The organism is Xanthomonas sp. F14, assembly GCF_014199865.1.
Genome location: NZ_JACHOM010000002.1, coordinates 162,016 through 178,815, shown reverse-complemented (window position 1 = coordinate 178,815; position 16,800 = coordinate 162,016). Strand labels below are relative to the sequence as shown.

General features: G+C 65.3%; 13 protein-coding genes. All 13 read right to left on the bottom strand.

Annotated elements, in window-relative coordinates; translation table 11 throughout:
* Positions 1-90: 90 nt before the first annotated feature.
* The 13 genes from tkt to GGR73_RS09240 all read right to left on the bottom strand — a co-directional run bounded on the left by tkt (position 91) and on the right by GGR73_RS09240 (position 16,663).
* Positions 91-2,091, bottom strand: a complete 2,001-nt coding sequence (gene tkt, locus GGR73_RS09300) for a transketolase (protein ID WP_184456649.1) — start codon at positions 2,089-2,091, stop codon at positions 91-93.
* Positions 2,092-2,333: 242 nt separating this feature from the next.
* On the bottom strand, positions 2,334-3,614 hold the full coding sequence (locus tag GGR73_RS09295) for a dicarboxylate/amino acid:cation symporter (RefSeq protein ID WP_102253528.1): 1,281 nt from the start codon (positions 3,612-3,614) through the stop codon (positions 2,334-2,336).
* Positions 3,615-4,361: 747 nt separating this feature from the next.
* Positions 4,362-6,101 carry a BatD family protein gene (locus GGR73_RS09290; RefSeq protein ID WP_184456647.1) on the bottom strand — a complete coding sequence of 580 codons (1,740 nt, stop codon included), beginning with the start codon at positions 6,099-6,101 and terminating at the stop codon, positions 4,362-4,364.
* Positions 6,098-7,951 carry a tetratricopeptide repeat protein gene (locus GGR73_RS09285; RefSeq protein WP_184456645.1) on the bottom strand — a complete coding sequence of 618 codons (1,854 nt, stop codon included), beginning with the start codon at positions 7,949-7,951 and terminating at the stop codon, positions 6,098-6,100. Before GGR73_RS09285 ends, GGR73_RS09290 begins: the two co-directional genes overlap by 4 nt.
* A complete protein-coding gene (locus tag GGR73_RS09280) occupies positions 7,948-8,955 on the bottom strand; it encodes a vWA domain-containing protein (RefSeq protein ID WP_102580694.1) in 1,008 nt (335 codons plus the stop codon). Before GGR73_RS09280 ends, GGR73_RS09285 begins: the two co-directional genes overlap by 4 nt.
* Complete coding sequence (locus GGR73_RS09275) at positions 8,952-9,413, bottom strand: DUF4381 domain-containing protein (RefSeq protein WP_184456643.1); 462 nt, start codon at positions 9,411-9,413, stop codon at positions 8,952-8,954. Before GGR73_RS09275 ends, GGR73_RS09280 begins: the two co-directional genes overlap by 4 nt.
* A gap of 2 nt (positions 9,414-9,415) precedes the next feature.
* A complete protein-coding gene (locus tag GGR73_RS09270) occupies positions 9,416-10,378 on the bottom strand; it encodes a DUF58 domain-containing protein (protein ID WP_054592139.1) in 963 nt (320 codons plus the stop codon).
* A gap of 22 nt (positions 10,379-10,400) precedes the next feature.
* Positions 10,401-11,420 (bottom strand): AAA family ATPase, encoded by a 1,020-nt coding sequence (locus GGR73_RS09265; protein ID WP_039525693.1) that lies wholly within the window; start codon positions 11,418-11,420, stop codon positions 10,401-10,403.
* A gap of 292 nt (positions 11,421-11,712) precedes the next feature.
* Positions 11,713-13,620 carry a type IV pilus secretin PilQ family protein gene (locus GGR73_RS09260; protein WP_184456640.1) on the bottom strand — a complete coding sequence of 636 codons (1,908 nt, stop codon included), beginning with the start codon at positions 13,618-13,620 and terminating at the stop codon, positions 11,713-11,715.
* 19 nt (positions 13,621-13,639) lie between these two features.
* Positions 13,640-14,173, bottom strand: coding sequence for a pilus assembly protein PilP (locus GGR73_RS09255; RefSeq protein ID WP_184456638.1), 534 nt, complete (start codon positions 14,171-14,173; stop codon positions 13,640-13,642).
* A complete protein-coding gene (locus GGR73_RS09250) occupies positions 14,170-14,835 on the bottom strand; it encodes a type IV pilus inner membrane component PilO (RefSeq protein ID WP_024938132.1) in 666 nt (221 codons plus the stop codon). Before GGR73_RS09250 ends, GGR73_RS09255 begins: the two co-directional genes overlap by 4 nt.
* Positions 14,832-15,605 (bottom strand): PilN domain-containing protein, encoded by a 774-nt coding sequence (locus tag GGR73_RS09245; RefSeq protein WP_024938131.1) that lies wholly within the window; start codon positions 15,603-15,605, stop codon positions 14,832-14,834. The genes GGR73_RS09250 and GGR73_RS09245 overlap by 4 nt, the downstream gene beginning before the upstream one ends.
* Positions 15,605-16,663 (bottom strand): pilus assembly protein PilM, encoded by a 1,059-nt coding sequence (locus tag GGR73_RS09240; RefSeq protein WP_039423791.1) that lies wholly within the window; start codon positions 16,661-16,663, stop codon positions 15,605-15,607. Before GGR73_RS09240 ends, GGR73_RS09245 begins: the two co-directional genes overlap by 1 nt.
* Positions 16,664-16,800 lie beyond the last annotated feature (137 nt).

Sequence of the window (16,800 nt, the reverse complement as noted above, 5' to 3'; positions counted from 1 at the left end):
GATGAAGTACCGCACATCGCGCATTGATCACGAGATCCAACAAAAAAGCCGGCTTTCGCCGGCTTTTTCTTTCAGGCACCACGCAAGGCGTTACAGCGCCTTGGCTGCCGCGACAACATGCTCGGCGGTGATCTTGAAGTACGCGTACAGCTGATCGGCCGGTGCCGAGGCGCCGAAGGTGTCGATACCGACCACATCGCCATCCAGGCCCACGTACTTGCGCCAGAAGCCGGTCACGCCCGCTTCCACCGCCACGCGCTTGCGCACCGCATTGGGTAGCACCGACTCGCGATAGGCCGCATCCTGGCGATCGAACACATCGGTCGACGGCATCGACACCACGCGCGTCTTCAGCCCGGCCGCGTCCAGGGTCTGCTTGGCTTCCACCGCCAGCCCGACTTCCGAACCGGTGGCGATCAGGATCACGTCGGGCGTGCCGCCTTCGGCATCGGCCAGCACATAACCGCCGCGCTCGATCAGCTTGAGCTGCGCGTCACTGCGCGGCTGGTGCTGCAGGTTCTGACGACTGAACACCAGGCAGCTCGGGCCGTCCTTGCGGGTGATGGCGGCCTTCCAGCTCACCGCCGACTCCACCGCATCGCCCGGGCGCCACACATCGTTGTTGGGGATGTAGCGCAGCGAGGCCAGGTGTTCCACCGGCTGATGGGTCGGGCCGTCCTCGCCCAGGCCGATCGAGTCGTGCGTGTACACGTGGATGGCATGGGCCGGATTCAACGCGCTCATGCGCACGCCGTTGCGCGCGTAATCGCTGAACACCAGGAAGGTGGCGTCGAACGGAATGAAGCCGCCATGCAGCGCCAGGCCGTTGGCGATGGCAGTCATGCCGAACTCGCGCACGCCGTAATAGACGTAGTTGGCATCCGGATCATCGGTGGCCACCGACTTGCTGGCCTTCCACAAGGTCAGGTTGGAATGCGCCAAGTCGGCCGAACCGCCGATCAGTTCCGGCAACAACGGCGCGAACGCTTCGATCGCCAGCTGCGAGGCCTTGCGCGAGGCGATGGTCTGGCCGTCCTGCTGCGCCTTGGCGATGTATGCATCTGCCTGGGCGATGAAGTCGGCCGGCAGCTCGGCGTGCGAGCGGCGGGTCAGCTCGGCAGCTTCGGCCGCGTACTGCTTGCCGTACTTGTCGAACAACTGCTCCCACTCGGCCTGACGCAGGGTGCCGGTGCCACCTGCGCGCCAGCCGGCGTAGATCTCTTCGGGAATTTCGAACGGGCCGTACGGCCACTCCAGCGCCTTGCGGGCGCCCTCGAGTTCTTCCTTGCCCAGCGGCGCGCCGTGCGAAGATTCCTTGCCGGCCTTGCTCGGTGCGCCGAAGCCGATCTTGGTGCGGCAGCAGACCAGCGTGGGCTTGTCGGTGTTCTCCAGCGCGGTCTCGATGGCGGCCTTGATCTTCTCCGCGTCATGTCCGTCCACATCGCGGATCACATGCCAGCCATAGGCCTCAAAGCGCTCCGGGGTGTTGTCGCTGAACCAGCCGGCGGTGTTGCCGTCGATGGAAATCTGGTTGTTGTCCCAAAACGCGACCAGCTTGCCCAGGCCCCAGGTACCGGCCAACGAAGCGGCTTCATGGGAAATGCCTTCCATCATGCAGCCATCGCCCATGAACACCCAGGTACGGTGGTCGACGATTTCCAGCTCCGGGCGGTTGTAGCGCTGCGCCAGCAACTTCTCGGCCAGCGCGAACCCGACCGCATTGGCAAAACCCTGCCCGAGCGGGCCGGTGGTGGTCTCCACGCCGGGGGTTTCGCTGCGCTCGGGGTGACCGGCGGTCTTGCTGTGCAGCTGACGGAACTGCTTGAGCTGCTCGATCGGCAGGTCGTAGCCAGACAGGTGCAGCAGCGCGTACTGCAGCATCGAGCCGTGGCCGTTGGACAGCACGAAACGGTCGCGGTTGAACCACTGCGGGTTGTTCGGGTTGTGCCGGAAGAAATCGTTCCACAGCACTTCGGCGATATCGGCCATGCCCATCGGCATGCCGGGATGGCCGGATTTGGCGGCTTCGACCGCATCGGCGGCGAGAAAACGGATGGCGTTGGCCAGCTGGCGGCGGGTGGGCTGGGTCATGGGCGTCTATGGAAGCGGAGGGGAACACCGCTGGAAGCGGAGACGCTTATTCTCCCACAGAGCGCGTTAGGGGGCTGGGATTGGGGAGTCGGGATTCGGGATTGGTGAAGCCGGAACCGACCTTGGCAGACTCGTCCGCTGGAAGCGATGCAATCAGTGTCAGACACCGTCGCAACACCGCAAGAACCAACCTGGCGCCTGACGATCGCAGCCCGCTGTGACGAATCCCCAATCCCGACTCCCTACTCCTCGCCCTTGGCAACCAAGGTCGTCAGCGCCAGATCGCCGGTCACGTTCAGCGCCGTCCGGCACATGTCCAGGAAATGATTGACGCCCAGGATCATGCCGATGCCGACCGGGTTGACCCCGACCATCGCGCAGATCAGCGCCACTACCGGCAGCGAGCCGGACGGCACGCCGGCGGTGCCGATGCCACCCAGGATGCAGACCAGCATCACCATGAACTGCTGGCCGATGCTCAGGTCCACGTTGAAGAACTGCGCCAGGAAGATCACCGTCACCCCTTCGAACAAGGCGGTGCCGTTCTGGTTGGCGGTGGCGCCCACGGTCAGCACGAAACGCGACACCCGCGGCGGCAGGCCCATCTCGTCGGCCACGCGCAGGGCGGTCGGCAGGGTCGCGTTACTGGAGGCGGTGGAGAACGCCATCATCGTGGCCTCCTGGGTCTGCCTGAAGAAGCCGATCGGCGAGCGCCCGGCAAACTTCACCGCCAGCCCGTAACTGACCACCATGTGCAGGCCCAGCGCCAGCACCACCACGCCCACGTAAGCGCCCAGACGGATCAGCAGATCAAAGCCGAACAGCGCGGCCAGATTGAACATGAAACAGGCCACCGCATACGGCGCCAGGCGGATCACCAAGCCGATCAGGGTCATCGAGATTTCGAAGATGCCCTCGATGCCGCGCTTGAGCGTGGCCACCTTTTCGTCGGCGGTCAGCACCATGCCCACGCCGAACATCACCGCAAAGAACATCAGCGACAGGATCGCGCCGTTGCTGGACGCTGCCGCGATCACGTTGCTGGGCACGATCGACAACAGCATGTCCATGCCCTGCGGCTGGGTGCCGGAGCTGGAGATGATCTCGCGGGTGCGCTCGGCGTTCTGCTGGATCAACTGGTTGGCCAGCTGCGGGTCCACGCCGGCACCAGGCTTGAGCACATTCACCAGCACCAGCCCCAGCAACACCGCCACGCCGGACAGCACGACGGTGTAGCCCAGGGTGCGCCAGCCCACACGCCCGAGCGCACGGATGTCGCCCATTTCGGAAATGCCCATCACCAATGCCGAAAACAGCAGCGGCACGATCAGCATGAAGATCAGATTGAGGAAGATCTGCGAGAACGGCGTAGTGACGTACTTGGTGACCACGCGCACCCAGTCGGCATCGCTGCCAGCCAGGTAGTAGACGGCCAGACCCAGCAGCAGACCGACGGCGAAGCCAATGCCCATCTTCCAATGCAGGGGCAGGCCCGGGCGGCGTGCGGCGGGGGATGCAGTCATCTGGTCGGGCCTTGATCTGGACACAAGCCCCGGAGCTTAACAAACGCCATCGACGCGGCCACCTACCCGGCCTGCCGCCGTGCGCCTGCCCGAGGGTAGGTGCAGCTCCACGTCAGCCGATACGGGCGCTGGAGCGTTCAACACATCTGGCGCGCTCATTGTGGGGCGGGCACAGCCGATATTTGGAACTGCCTGCAGCGGGGCGCGATGCCCAACCGCTTTGGGAACACGCAATGGAATCAGTCCCTGAGCTCTTGCTCGCACCATGCACACCAACCATCCCGACTGGCCCTTGCCCGGCCACCGTCGCGGGACCTTACGCGGCATGGATGCCGCGTAAGAGCCTACAGGGACGTACTTGCGGCGTGTCCCGCGAGGGTGGGCGGGCAAGGGCCTTGCAGCGAAGTCGCAGATCCGTCGCTCTGCAACTGATCTCTCCACACTGTCCAAGCGCATCATGCCCTGCTTGCGACCATGCACACCGACCATCCCGACGGGTCCTTGCCCGCTCACCGTCGCGGGACCTTACGCGGCATGGATGCCGCGTAAGAGCCTACAGGGACGTACTTGCGGCGTGTCCCGCGATGGTGGGCGGGCAAGGGCCCTGTAGCGAAGCCACAGACCTAACGCCTTGCTTTAACCAGCACAGGCGAAGAACCAGGTGCAACCGGAATCAAATTTTCAAAGCGAGATAGGACATGGTGACCACCTAGGACCTGTCAGCGGTTGCCGATGCCGAGAAACCGATCAAGGCGCCGGCGGATACAGCGGCGCCAAGACCTCCGGCTCCGCAGCTGTGGCATGTCGCCAACGCGGGCCTTTGGCAAAGGCCTCGCGCAATGCCGAACGTGCACTGGTCACGTCGCCATCGCCGCCCCAGCGGGCGCGCTGCATCTGCGCCACCGCCGCCTGCTGCGCCGGGTCGCTCAACGCTGCCAGCACGCTGTCGATATCGGTAACGCCGGCCATGCCGCACAGCACCGCGGCCACGTCGTCCATGCCGCCGGTGTCGAGCGCGCGTCGCAGCTCGGCCACACCGTGCGTCACACGCCGGCCGGGCGCAGCTGCATCGCTGGCATTGATCACCGGCGCGCCGTGCGAACCGCCGCGACGCCGTAACAAGGCCCACACCAGGGTGGCAATCCACAGCAGCCCAAAGCCGATCGCCGCAGCGATCCAGCCCCAAGGCCGTTGCGTGGCCGCAGCCTGCTGCAGACTCAGCGTGCCAGCCGCAGCGGTTGGCGCAGCGTTATCCGGTGATGGATTGGCTGCAGGCGTTGGCGCTGGCGCGGGCGCCGCAAACGCGCCGCTGCCTGCCGCCACGTCCAGTGTGAGGTCCGGCAACGCCGCGGTCTTGGCTGCCGCCGCACCCACATCCCACCACGCCACCTGCAAGCCGGGCACCACCAGCGGGCCGGCGCGGTTGGGCACGATCGAATAGCGGCGGGTCAGCCGCAGCTGCGGCGAGCCATCCACGAAGCGTTCTTCGTATTGCGGCGGCTCGGCGAACACCTGCGCGTCGGGCACGCTCGGGGTCGGCAATTCGGGGAACTGCGCCTGGGTGGCGCCGCGTGCGCTGGCCTCCACCACGAGCTGGGCCGCTTCACCGGCGGTGGCGCGCTGCGGCGTGGTCGTGTAGCGCAACTGCAGGCTGCGCAGCGGCAACCACGGCTGCGGCGCGTTGGCCGGTTGTGCGCGTACCTGCAGCGGGATGCTGGCGCTGCGTGCGCTCAGCTCGCCGTTGCCACGACCGAAATAGTCGTCGAAGAAGCCGCCGACCGAGCGACCATTGAAACGCGCCGACGGCAACACCAGGCGGCCGCTGCGCTCGGGCACCAGCAGATAGCGCCGCTCGACCACGTTGTATTGGCGGTTATTGAGTACCTTGACCGAACTGACGTCGTCGCCGATGCGCTGCAGCGATGCACCATCGGGCGCTTCCAGATCCAGCTCGCCGGACGCCAGCTGCGTGGCGAAATACAGCCGCACCACCACGCCCACACTTTGCTGCACATAGGGCTGCGGATCGTCCACCTGCGTCTGCACAAAGGCATCCTCGTTGCCTTGCGCCGCCGCTGCTGCGCCGGACGCGCTGCTGCCGGCATCGCTTGCCGACGCGCCCACCTGCAACCGCAACGGTTCGGTGCGCTCGTTACCCACGCGGATCGCCGGCACGATCAGCTCGCCGCTCTTGCGCGGCGTCAACACCACACCGAACAGCGCGCGCACCGTCACCGACCCATTGGTCACCTGCATCTGCTGGTTAGCGCTCTTGGCCCCCAGCGCGAAATCGTTGCGCAACGGCGTGTAATCCGGATCGACACCGCGTTGATCGGTTTCGATATTCAGCATCACCACGTCGCCGGCATTGGCGCTGTCGCGATCCAGCCACGCGCGCGTGACGGCACCCACCGGTGCACAGGTGAGCAGCATCGCGCTGGTCAACATGCCGATCGCCGCGCGGCGCAAATGGTGTGTGCCGATCATCGTCCGTCCCGTTGCCTGCGTTCGTGTTCCAGCCTGAATTTGGTACGCAGCAGACTGCCCGGGTCGTCCGGCACCCGCCGCAGCCAAGCATCCACCGCCTGGCGTTGCTCGCGTTGTTCCGGCGTTTCGTTCGCCGTTGCCGCGGCGGCCTGCTTGCCGTTTGCGTCGGCGCCCTTGTCGCCAGCCTGCGCCATCGCCTGCTGCATCTTTTGCCGCTGCGCGGCATCGGCCTGCTGCTGCGCCTTGGCATCGGCCGATTGCGGCGCTGCGTCCTGCTTGCTCTGCTCGCCCTGGCCGTTTTTGGACTGCTGGTTCTGCGAGGCTGCGTCCTGCGGCGTCTGCGCAGACGGCTGATCCTTGCCGTCCTGTCTGCCCTGCGCATCCTGCTTGCCTTGCCCGTCCTGGCCGGGCTTTGGATCGTTCTGCTTGTTCTGCCCGGACTGATTCTGACCGGAGCCATTCTGACCGGATTGTTTCTGGTCGTCGGACTGGCCGTTGCCGTCCTTGCCCTTGCCGTCCTTGTTGTTCTGCTGCTGACGCTTGCGCGCCGCCGCCACCGCCGCACGATTGGCGATGGCGTCGGGCTGATCCGGATGTTGCTTGAGCGCCCGGTCGTAAGCCGCAATCGCTTGGTCGTACTGGCCCTGCCTGGCCAGCGCATTGCCGAGGTTGTACAAACCCTCATCGGTGGGCACATTTTCGAAGGCTTTTTGTGCCGCGGCGAAATCGCCCTTACGATACGCCTGCACGCCGGCATCCAGGCGTTGCTGCTGCACCTGATCGGCGCGTTGCCACAAGGTGCCGTCGGCAGCATGCGCGGGTTGGGCCAATGGCAACACGCACACCAGGGCCAGGATCGCCACAACCGTACGCCGCCGGAACGCCAGCAGTGCCAACAGCATCACCGGCAGCAGCAGCCAGTAGCCCTCGTCCAGCCAGGTCTTGCCGCCGGTGGACTCGGCAGCTTCATCGGCCAGCGGCTGTTGCGCCGGATCGAGCACGCCCAGCGCACGCAGGTCCGTATCGTCGGCGGTGATGCGCGCATAGCGACCACCGCCCTGCCCGGCAAGATCGCGCAGGCTGCCTTCATCCAGCCGTGTCTGCGCAATCTCACCGGTCGTGGTGCGATAGGCCGCGCCGCGCGCGCTCCCCACGCCGAGCGCGGACACGCTGAATCCACGCGAGCGCGCCAATCGTGCAGAACTTCCGGCCGCACGATCGGCGCTGTCGCTGACCAGCAGGATGTCGCCTTGCTTGAAACCCGCCTGCAGCAGCAACTGCGTGGCCGCGTCGATCGCCGCATCGGCGCGTTTGCCGTCCACCGGCATCACCGATGGCGACAGCGCATCCAGGAACAACGCCACATTGGCGGTGTCTTCGGTCAACGGCGCAACGGTGAAACTCTCGCCCGCATAGACCAGCAATGCGACTTCGCCACCGGCCCGCTTGCGCAACAACGTGGCCAACTTGGCCCGCGCCTGCAGCAGACGCGATGGTGGCAGGTCGTTGGCGGTGATGCTGGAAGACAGATCCAGCGCCACCACCAGCGGCATGCTGGAGTGATACACCGGCCGCTCGGTCTGCCGCCAGCTCGGCCCGGTCATCGCCAGCACCGCCAGCGCATAGGTCAGCGCAGCCAGTACGAATCCCAGCCATCCCCGCCGACTGCCGGACACCAGCAGGGTCGGCAACAGATGCGCATCCACGCTTTGCTGCCACACGTCCGCAGCGCGTCGACGCAACTGCCACAGCACTGCCGCCGGCACGATTGCCAGTAGCGCCCATAGCAACCCCGGGCGCAGCAGATGCAGCGACTGCAGCCAGCCTGCCAGTTCGGTCAGCGCGTTCATCGCCATCTCCGCGGCAACACATAGGCCAGCAGCGCAATCACGATGGCAGCGCCCAACGGCCAGTAATAGCGTTCCACGCGCGGCTGCACCGAGGGGCCGAGCGCCTTGACCGGCTCCAGCCGATCCAGCTCGGCATAGATGCCGGCCAGTTCTTCGGTATCGCGGGCACGGAAAAAGCGCCCACCGGTTTGCGCGGCGATCTTGCGCAAGCCGTCTTCGTCGATATCGTCGTTGCCCGTGGCCGGAATCGGCACGCCGAACAACGAATAGCCGCCGTTGCCGCCGAAGGCGATCGTATGCACGCGCACGCCTTCGGCCTTGGCGAGCTCGGCGGCCTTGAGCGGATTGAGCACGCCTGCGGTGTTGACGCCGTCGGTGAGCAACACCACCACGCGCTGGCCCTGCTTCTGTTCGCGCAGCCGTTTGACCGACAACGCGATCGCATCGCCGATCGCCGTCTCGCGCCCGGCCAGTCCCACCACGCTGTCGGCCAACTGGTCGCGCACGGAGGTCAGGTCGGCGGTCAACGGCGTCAACGCGTAGGCGCGCTGACCGAACACCAGCAAGCCGACCCGATCGCCGTCGCGACGATCCAGAAAGTCCGACAACACCGCCTTGGCGGCGGTCAGGCGATCCACCACATTGCCGCCGAGCACCATGTCCGGCTCGCTCATGCTGCCGGACAGATCCACCGCCAGCATCATCTGCCGCGCCTCGCGCGGCGGCTGGATCACATCGCCCAATTGTTGCGGGCGCGCAAGCGCCGCGCACAGGAAAAACCAGCCCAGCCAGGCAAGCCAGCGCGGCACCCGCAGTACCGGTGCCCTATTTGCCTGCGCAACCGCGTGCAATTGATCGGCGTACGGCACGCGCAGCGCGGCCGTATCGGCACGACGCTGCGGCCAGAACCACATCAGCAACGGCAGCGGCATCAACCACCATGCCCACGGCCATGCGCAGTGCGCCAGCGCATCCTGCCATTGCGACCACTGCAGCCAGTTCATCGCCGGCCTCGCATCAGACTCAGAAACCGCTGCCGCGCCAGCGCTTGCACCGCATCCAGATCGGTCACCGCCGGCGCACGTTGAAAGCCTCCGTCCAGCAGCGCGCGCCCCGGTCCCTGCGAAAAGGCCTGCGTCTTGCTCTGGCGCCCGTCCAGAAACTGCAGCCATGCCTCGCCCTGCAGCCGGTCGGCCTGCGCATCGACGCTGCGCGCTGCGCGTCGCAGCAACACCGACAACGCGGCCAGACGCTGTGCGGGGGTCGTTGCGCGCTGCAGCTCGGCATCGAAGGCCGCCAGCCAGCGCCGCTGCTGCTGACGACGGCGACGCCACCACCACCATGCGCTGCCAAGTACGACGACCACTGCGGCGATCACCAGCCACCAGCCCGGCGCCAGCGGCCACCATGGCGGCGACGGCGGCAGATGGACATCGCGTAGCGGCAGCGATTGCGGCGACATCGTCATCGACTCCGCACGGCGGCACTGCCGCCCAACCAGGCATCGCTGGCGTCGTCGGTGGACAGCCGATGCAAGCGCACACCGCGTGCCTGCAGGACCGCGGTCAATTGTTCCAGCGGCGCCACGAATTCGGCCTGCCAACGCGCACGTCCGGCCTGCGTGGACAGATCGATCGCGATGCGCTCGCCGCGCACATCGAAGCTGAGTGCGCGGGCCGGTGGCGCCAGCTCCAGCGGGTCGACCAGCACGATCACCACCACCTCGTGATGCAAGGCCAGGCCCGACCAGCGCGTGGCAGAAATCCTGCTGGCGCTGCGCGCATCGGCCAGCACGGTCAGCCGCGCACCCGGGCGCAGCAGCCGCGCGGCATGGTCCAGTGCCACCTCCAGGCCCGCATCGCCGGACGGCGGCTGCGTGTACCAGCGCGCCAACGCATCCAGCACCGGCAACACGCCGCGTTGACCCGAGCGCGGTGCAATCGGCGCTTCGCTGGCAGTGCCACGCAGCGCGGCGATCCGGTCGCCCTGCCGCTGCGCCAGCCACGCCGCGACGGCGCCGGCACGGGCGGCCTGCACCGATTTGTAGCGCACCCGCGTGCCGAAGAAGAGCGCCGGTGCGGTATCGGCCACAATCAGGCTCAAGCGTTCGCGCTCGGCCTGGAACAATTTGGTGTGCGCGCGCCCGGTACGCGCGGTGACGCGCCAGTCGATATGCCGCGCATCGTCGCCGGCCACGTACTCGCGCGACTCGGCGTATTCCATCCCGCGCCCACGCGTTGCCGCCGGTACCGGCCCCACCAGCCCATGGCGGCCACGCCCTGGCTGCCCGCGATGGGTCGTGGTGCCACGCAGCGCGATCAGCTCCGTCAGCGTCGGCCGCAGTCCATCGCCGGCGATCGACGCCGGAGCGGTGACAGGGGAAGAAGACGGCATCGAAGACATCGGATTCTGGTCAGAGGACGGCATACCTCGGCGACACGCTACCCGATCAGGGCAGCGGAATCTTTTCCAGCAAGGCGGCGACCAGGCGCTCGCCATCCCAGCCTTCGGCCGTGGCTTCGTAGCTGGGCAGCACGCGATGGCGCAGCACGTCCGGCGCGATTGCGCGGATATCGTCCGGGGTCACGTAGTCGCGCCCGGCCAGCCATGCACGCGCCCGTGCGCAGCGCTCCAGTGCGATCGACCCACGCGGGCTCGCGCCCCAGGCAATCCGCCGCGCCAGTGCCGGGTCGTAGCGCTGCGCATCGCGCGACGCGAGCACGATCTCGATCAGGTAACGCTCCAGCTGCGGCGCCAGATGCACGTCCAGCACCACCCGACGCGCGGCAAAGACATCTTCCAGCGGGATCTTGTCGGGTACCGTCTCGTGCTTTTCCAGGGTGTCGCGCGCGGCCTCACGTGCCAGACGCAGAATCTCCGCCTCGGCATCGGCCTGTGGATAGCCGATACGCACGTGCATCAGGAAACGATCCAGCTGCGCCTCGGGCAACGGGAACGTGCCTTCCTGCTCGATCGGGTTCTGCGTGGCCATCACCAGGAACAGCTGCGGCAGCGCATAGGTATGCCGCCCGACGGTGACCTGACGCTCGCCCATCGCCTCCAGCAGTGCCGACTGCACCTTGGCCGGCGCGCGATTGATCTCGTCGGCCAGCAGGATCGGATGGAAGATCGGCCCGGGCATGAACTCGAACCGGCTGTCCTGCGGCCGCCAGATCTCGGTGCCGGTCAGATCGGAGGGCAGCAAGTCGGGGGTGAACTGCACCCGCGCGAAATCCGCCTCCAGCCGCGAGGCCAGCGCGCGGATCGCGGTGGTCTTGGCCAGCCCGGGCGCGCCCTCGACCAGCAGATGCCCGTCGGCCAGCAGGGCGATCAGCAATCGTTCGACCAGCGCGGACTGGCCCACGATGCGCTGCGCCAGCGACTCGCGCAGCAGGGTGAATTGACGATGCAACCGGTCCTCGGCGGGCGCGGCAGCGGCTTCTGGGGGCAACAGCGGCGGTGCGTTCATAGGACCAGTGTGACCGATTCGAGCGCAATTGGTTCATTCAGTAGCACCGGGATGTTCAGTGAGTGGCGCAGGTTTGACTTACGTCACTATGCGACTAGCTACTTGAAATAGCTTGTTGGAGGGATTGAACGCTGAAACGCGTCCATTTCTGTCACCGGTACCCGCCCGCGCGGGCCTCAGAAAACGTCACGCCCTAGAAAAAGCGATCCTCACCTAGTATCGCTTGCTATGCGTTCAATCACCGCATAAAGAAAAAAGCCGCTTTCGCGGCCTTTTTCCGATTCGGCTTCTCTTATGGAGTAGCGCTTGCGACACGCAGTACCTTAGGTGTTATGAAGACGAGCAACTCGGCCTTCTCCTTGCTGCGCCCCCTTTTCTTGAAAAGGTTCCCGAGGAACGGGATGTCGCCAAGGAAAGGGACCTTCGCAATGCTCTCACGATCATTGAATTCGTAGACGCCGCCGATAACGACTGTCTCACCATCACCAACCAGAACGGCCGTATTAACTTCACGACGGTTGATCTCTGGAACGGTACCGTAGCCATCGAGCACGATGAAACGAGCAACCTCATCCTTCTTAACATTCATATTCAAGAACACGCGATTGTCATTGGTGATGGTCGGAGTGACCTTTAGCTCCAACAGCACTTCTTTGAACTGCACGTTGGCCTGGGACTGACCACCGCCACTGGCGGCAGTAATCGTCACATAACCAATTTCCCGACCCTGCTTGATAACGCCTTCACGCTGATTTGCCGTAACGATACGCGGATTGGAAACGACTTCCCCTCGCCCCTCTTCCTGCATCGCCGACAATTCCATGTCGAGAGCGAAGTTGCGTCCAAGCAAGGTGTATGCAATAGCACCTGGCGTGTTTGTAGTGAAAACTCCACCCGCGGGAAGGTTGAAGTTTAGACCCCCGGGAACATTATGAATTCCATCATTAATAATTGACACATTATTAGAAGTACTACCACTGATAACACTGGTATTGTCGCCATACTGACGACGCCCGGCGATACCAAACCGCGCACCGAGGTCACGCGCGAACGTGTCGGTCGCGATCACAATACGGCTTTCGATCAACACCTGATCCACCGGCCGATCGATATGCGAAATCAGCTCGCGCATCTGCGCGACCTTCTTCGGAATATCGCTGATCATCAGGGTGTTGGTGCGCTCGTCGGCAACCAGGCGACCGCGAGGCGACAAAAATCCATTGTCCTGCTGGCCACCTTGTCCACCTTGACCGCCGCCCTGACTACCGCCACCGCCACCAATCCCCTTGGCCTCCGTCAGCGCTTTGAAGATCACGGCCGCATTGTGGTAGTTGATCTGCACGTAATCGGTGATCAGATCCTCGCGGTTCTCGATCGCGATGCGGGCGTCTTCCTTGTCCTGCTCGAACTTGGCCAGCTCCGGCTGCGGGGCGACCCACACCACGCCGCCGTCGCGGCGCTTGTCCAGGCCCTTGGCGCGCAGCACGATGTCCAGCGCCTGGTCCCACGGCACGTTCATCAGGCGCAGCGTGACATTGCCCTGCACGGTATCGGAGGCGACGATATTGAGGTTGGATTCCTCGGCGATCAGCTGCAGCACGGTGCGTACCGGCACGTCCTGAAAGTTGAACGTCACCGGGCGGCCGCTGTAACCGCGCGCAGCGATCTGCGCGGCGGCCTGGGTGACGGCTGCGGCGCTGACGCCACCGACAGCGGGCTGGCCCTTGCGCGGAGTGATTTCGACCACGTATTCGTTGCCGGTCTGGTAGGCCAGCGAATCGAACGCGCCCTTGGTCGACAGCACCAGCTGCGACCCCGAGCCCGACGGCTTGACCTCGACGCGCTGCACCGGCGTTGCAAAGTCGGTGACGTTGAGCGGGCGCTGCAGTTCGGCAGGCAGGCGTGCGTTGCTGATGTCGACCAGCACGTTGTCGCCCTGCGTGCGCAGATCCGGGCTGGCGCCCTGGCCGTCGAACTGCAGGATCAGACGGCCAGCGCCATCCTCACCACGTTTGAAATCGATCTTGGACACCGCCAGGCTCGCCGGAGCGGTCTTGGCCGGGTCCTGCACAGGCTGCTTCAGTGCCGCCGCCGAGAACGCGCTACCGCTCGCCAGCGCCAGCGCGAACCCCATCGCGCAGGCCTGGAATACCGCGTGGCGTCGAACCGGACGCAGCCGCCGGGCATTGGAAAACGTCATCGTGCTATCCCCTATCACTTTATTGATCATCCAATGCGAGCGCGGCCGGCCGTTCAAGCCATCCGCCCGCACCGTCCGGCACAAGTTCAATCAGCTCGATGCGGTCTTCGTAGACCCCGGTGACCCGGCCATCGCTCTGTCCCAGATACACGCCCGGCCGCACCCGGTAGGTCACCTTGTCGGGTGCCATGACCAGCGCAACCAGGCCCGAGCCACCGCCAATGGTCCCCACCATGTCGAGGGCGTCGAGCGGATAGCCTTCCAGCGGCTCCTTGCGCCGGTTCGGATCCGGACGCGTGCCGTTGCCGCCTTCGGCGCTGACCCAGGCATCGCTGAACGGGTCGCGCATCGATTGCGCCGCATATTCGAACGTCTCGAACTGCTGCATCACCGGCAATGGCTCCAACGGCGGCGCCGGCCGTGCGCGCACTTCGGCGACCCAGGCTTCCAGGTTCGGCGCATCGCCCGGTGTGCTGGTCACCCCGCGCGTACACGCCGGCAATACAGCAATTAACGCCACGCAGGACAGGATCTTGAGCAGTTTCATGGTCATTGGCCGCCCTTCTTCGCAGCGTCGGCCGCGGCCTTCTCCTGCTCTGCCATTTCCTCATCGTCCAGATAACGATAGGTCTTGACCGTGCCGGACAGTTCCAGCGCCCCGCGCGGGGTGATGCCGGCCTTTGGGTCCCTCGGCTTGAGGTTGATGTCGTGCATGGTCAGGATCACCACGCGCGGCAACGACGCCACCCCGCTGACGAAGGCACCGAACTGGTGATAACTGCCCACCATGCGCAAGGCGATCGGCTTTTCGGCGTAGAACTCCTTCGGCGATTCCGGGCCCGGCTGGAACAACTCGTTGGACAGGCCGCTAGACAGCGCAGTCTGCGAGATGTCGATGATCAGATCCGGCATTTCGGTCTTGCTGGGCAGCTGCCGCAGCATCTGCTGCAGCACCTGTTCCATCTGCGCGAGCTGCTGCTTGAGCGGCTCCAGATTTACCGCGCGGCCCTGCTGGGTCTCGAACTCGGTGCGCAACTGCGTTTCTGTGCCTTCCAGGCCCTCGAGTTCATCGCGCTTGCCGCTGATCAACAGGAACCAGGCCAGCACCATGATGAACAGGCCGACCACCACGCAGAACACGATGCGTGCCTGCTGCGGCCAGCCGCCGATGTTGTTGAAATCCAGATCGCTGAGCTTGAATGCTTTCTTACTCATGACGCCGCCCCCTCCTGCGGCCGATTGGCGGACGCCGGCGCTGGCTGCACGGGTGCAGGAGCAGCGGCCGGCGACGTGGCAGGCGCAGGTGCTGCAGGTGCCGCCGCTGGCGCGCCCGCAGGGGCCGTACCGGCTGGCGTTGCACCCGGCGCTTGCGCATCGACCGGTGCGGTGCCGTTCTTGTCGGCCTCGTTCGGATTGGCCAGCTTGACCTTGAGCGTGAACACGTATGGCAGCGTCTTGGTGTCCATCGACGGTCCCGCGGGCTGCCCGGCCTTGTCCTGGCTCTTGGCCTCGATGATCGACAGGTCCGGATTGGTCATCCAGCCCGAGCCTTCCAGGTTGCGCATATAGGTACTGACGCGCGCGTTGGACTGCGAACGTCCTTCCAGGGTGAGGATGTCGCCGTCCTGCTTGATGTTGGTCAAGGCCACGCCATCGGGGATGGTGCGCACCAGCGAATCGAACAGATGCACCATCTGCGAGCGATTGGCCTGCAGTTCCTCGATCACCTTCTTGCGGGCGAGCAGGCGGTCCTTCTTCTTGTCGAGCTCCTTGATCTCTTCGTTCTGCGCCTTGACCTTGTCGATCTCGGCGGTCAGGAACGCATTGCGCTCGGTCTGGCCGCTGATCTGCGCGTCGTAGTAGAACCAGATCAGGACCGACAACAGCACGCCGCCCAACGCGGCGAAGCCCAGCATCGAATAGAACTCACGCTCGCGCGCCTTCCGGCGCTCGGCGCGCCAGGGCAAAAGATTGATTCTTGCCATCAGTCAAAGCTCCTCAGGGCCAGGCCGGTGGCGATCATCAATGCAGGTGCATCCAGCGCCAGCGCATGCGCCTGGACCTTCGGGCCCAGCGTCATCTGCGCGAGCGGGTTGGCGACCACGGTGGTCACGCCGAGCTGTTCTTCCACCATCTCCGGCAGGCGCGACAGCGCAGCGCAGCCGCCGGCCAACACGATGCAGTCGACGCGATTGAATTCGCTGCCCGCGTAGAAGAACTGCAGCAAGCGGCTGATCTGCTGCACCGTCGCCTCCTTGAACGGCTCCAGCACTTCGACCTCGTAGCTTTCCGGCAAGCCGCCCTGACGCTTGGCCAGGCCGGCCTCCTCGTAAGTCAACCCGTAACGGCGCATCACCTCGTCGGTGAGCTGCTTGCCGCCGAAGACCTGCTCGCGGCTATACAGGCTGCGACCGGAGCGCAGCACGCTCAGCGTGGTCATGGTCGCGCCGATGTCCACCAGCGCAACCACCGCATCGGCGGCCACCGGCAACTCGCTGGCGACCAGGGCGAAGGCGTTCTCGACCGCGAAGGCCTCCACGTCCATGACCTTGGCGGTCAGGCCACCGAGTTCCAGCGCGGACTGGCGCAGTTCCACATTCTCAGAGCGCGAGGCCGCCAGCAGCACCTGGACCATGTCCGGGCTGTTGGGCATCGGGCCGAGCACCTCGAAGTCGAGATTGACTTCCTCGATCGGGTACGGAATGTAGTTGGTGGCTTCCAGTTCGACCTGGGCTTCCAGATCGCTGTCGTCCAGATCGGCCGGCATCGGGATCAGCTTGGTGATCACCGCCGACCCGGCCACCGCGGCTGCGGCGTTCTTGGCCTTGCTGCCGGAACGGTTGATGGCGCGACGAATCGCTTCGCCGACCGCCTCGACCTCGACGATGTTCTTTTCCACGACCGCATTCGGCGGCAACGGTTCCACCGCGTAATGCTCCACGCGGAAACGGTTCCCGCTGCGCGACAGCTGCAAGAGCTTGACCGCAGTGGAACTGATATCGACACCAATCAGTGGCGATTGACTCTTGGGTAGAAGCCCCACGGAAACTCCCCTGCCGATGGGCACTTGGACGCTTGTCTGCGCCCTCGTATTAATAATTAAATTTTAACAGGTGACAAGCCCTTCACGCGCAAGGCAATGGCCCCGCGACGTGACCCCAGTGCTGTTTCCTGCGATCC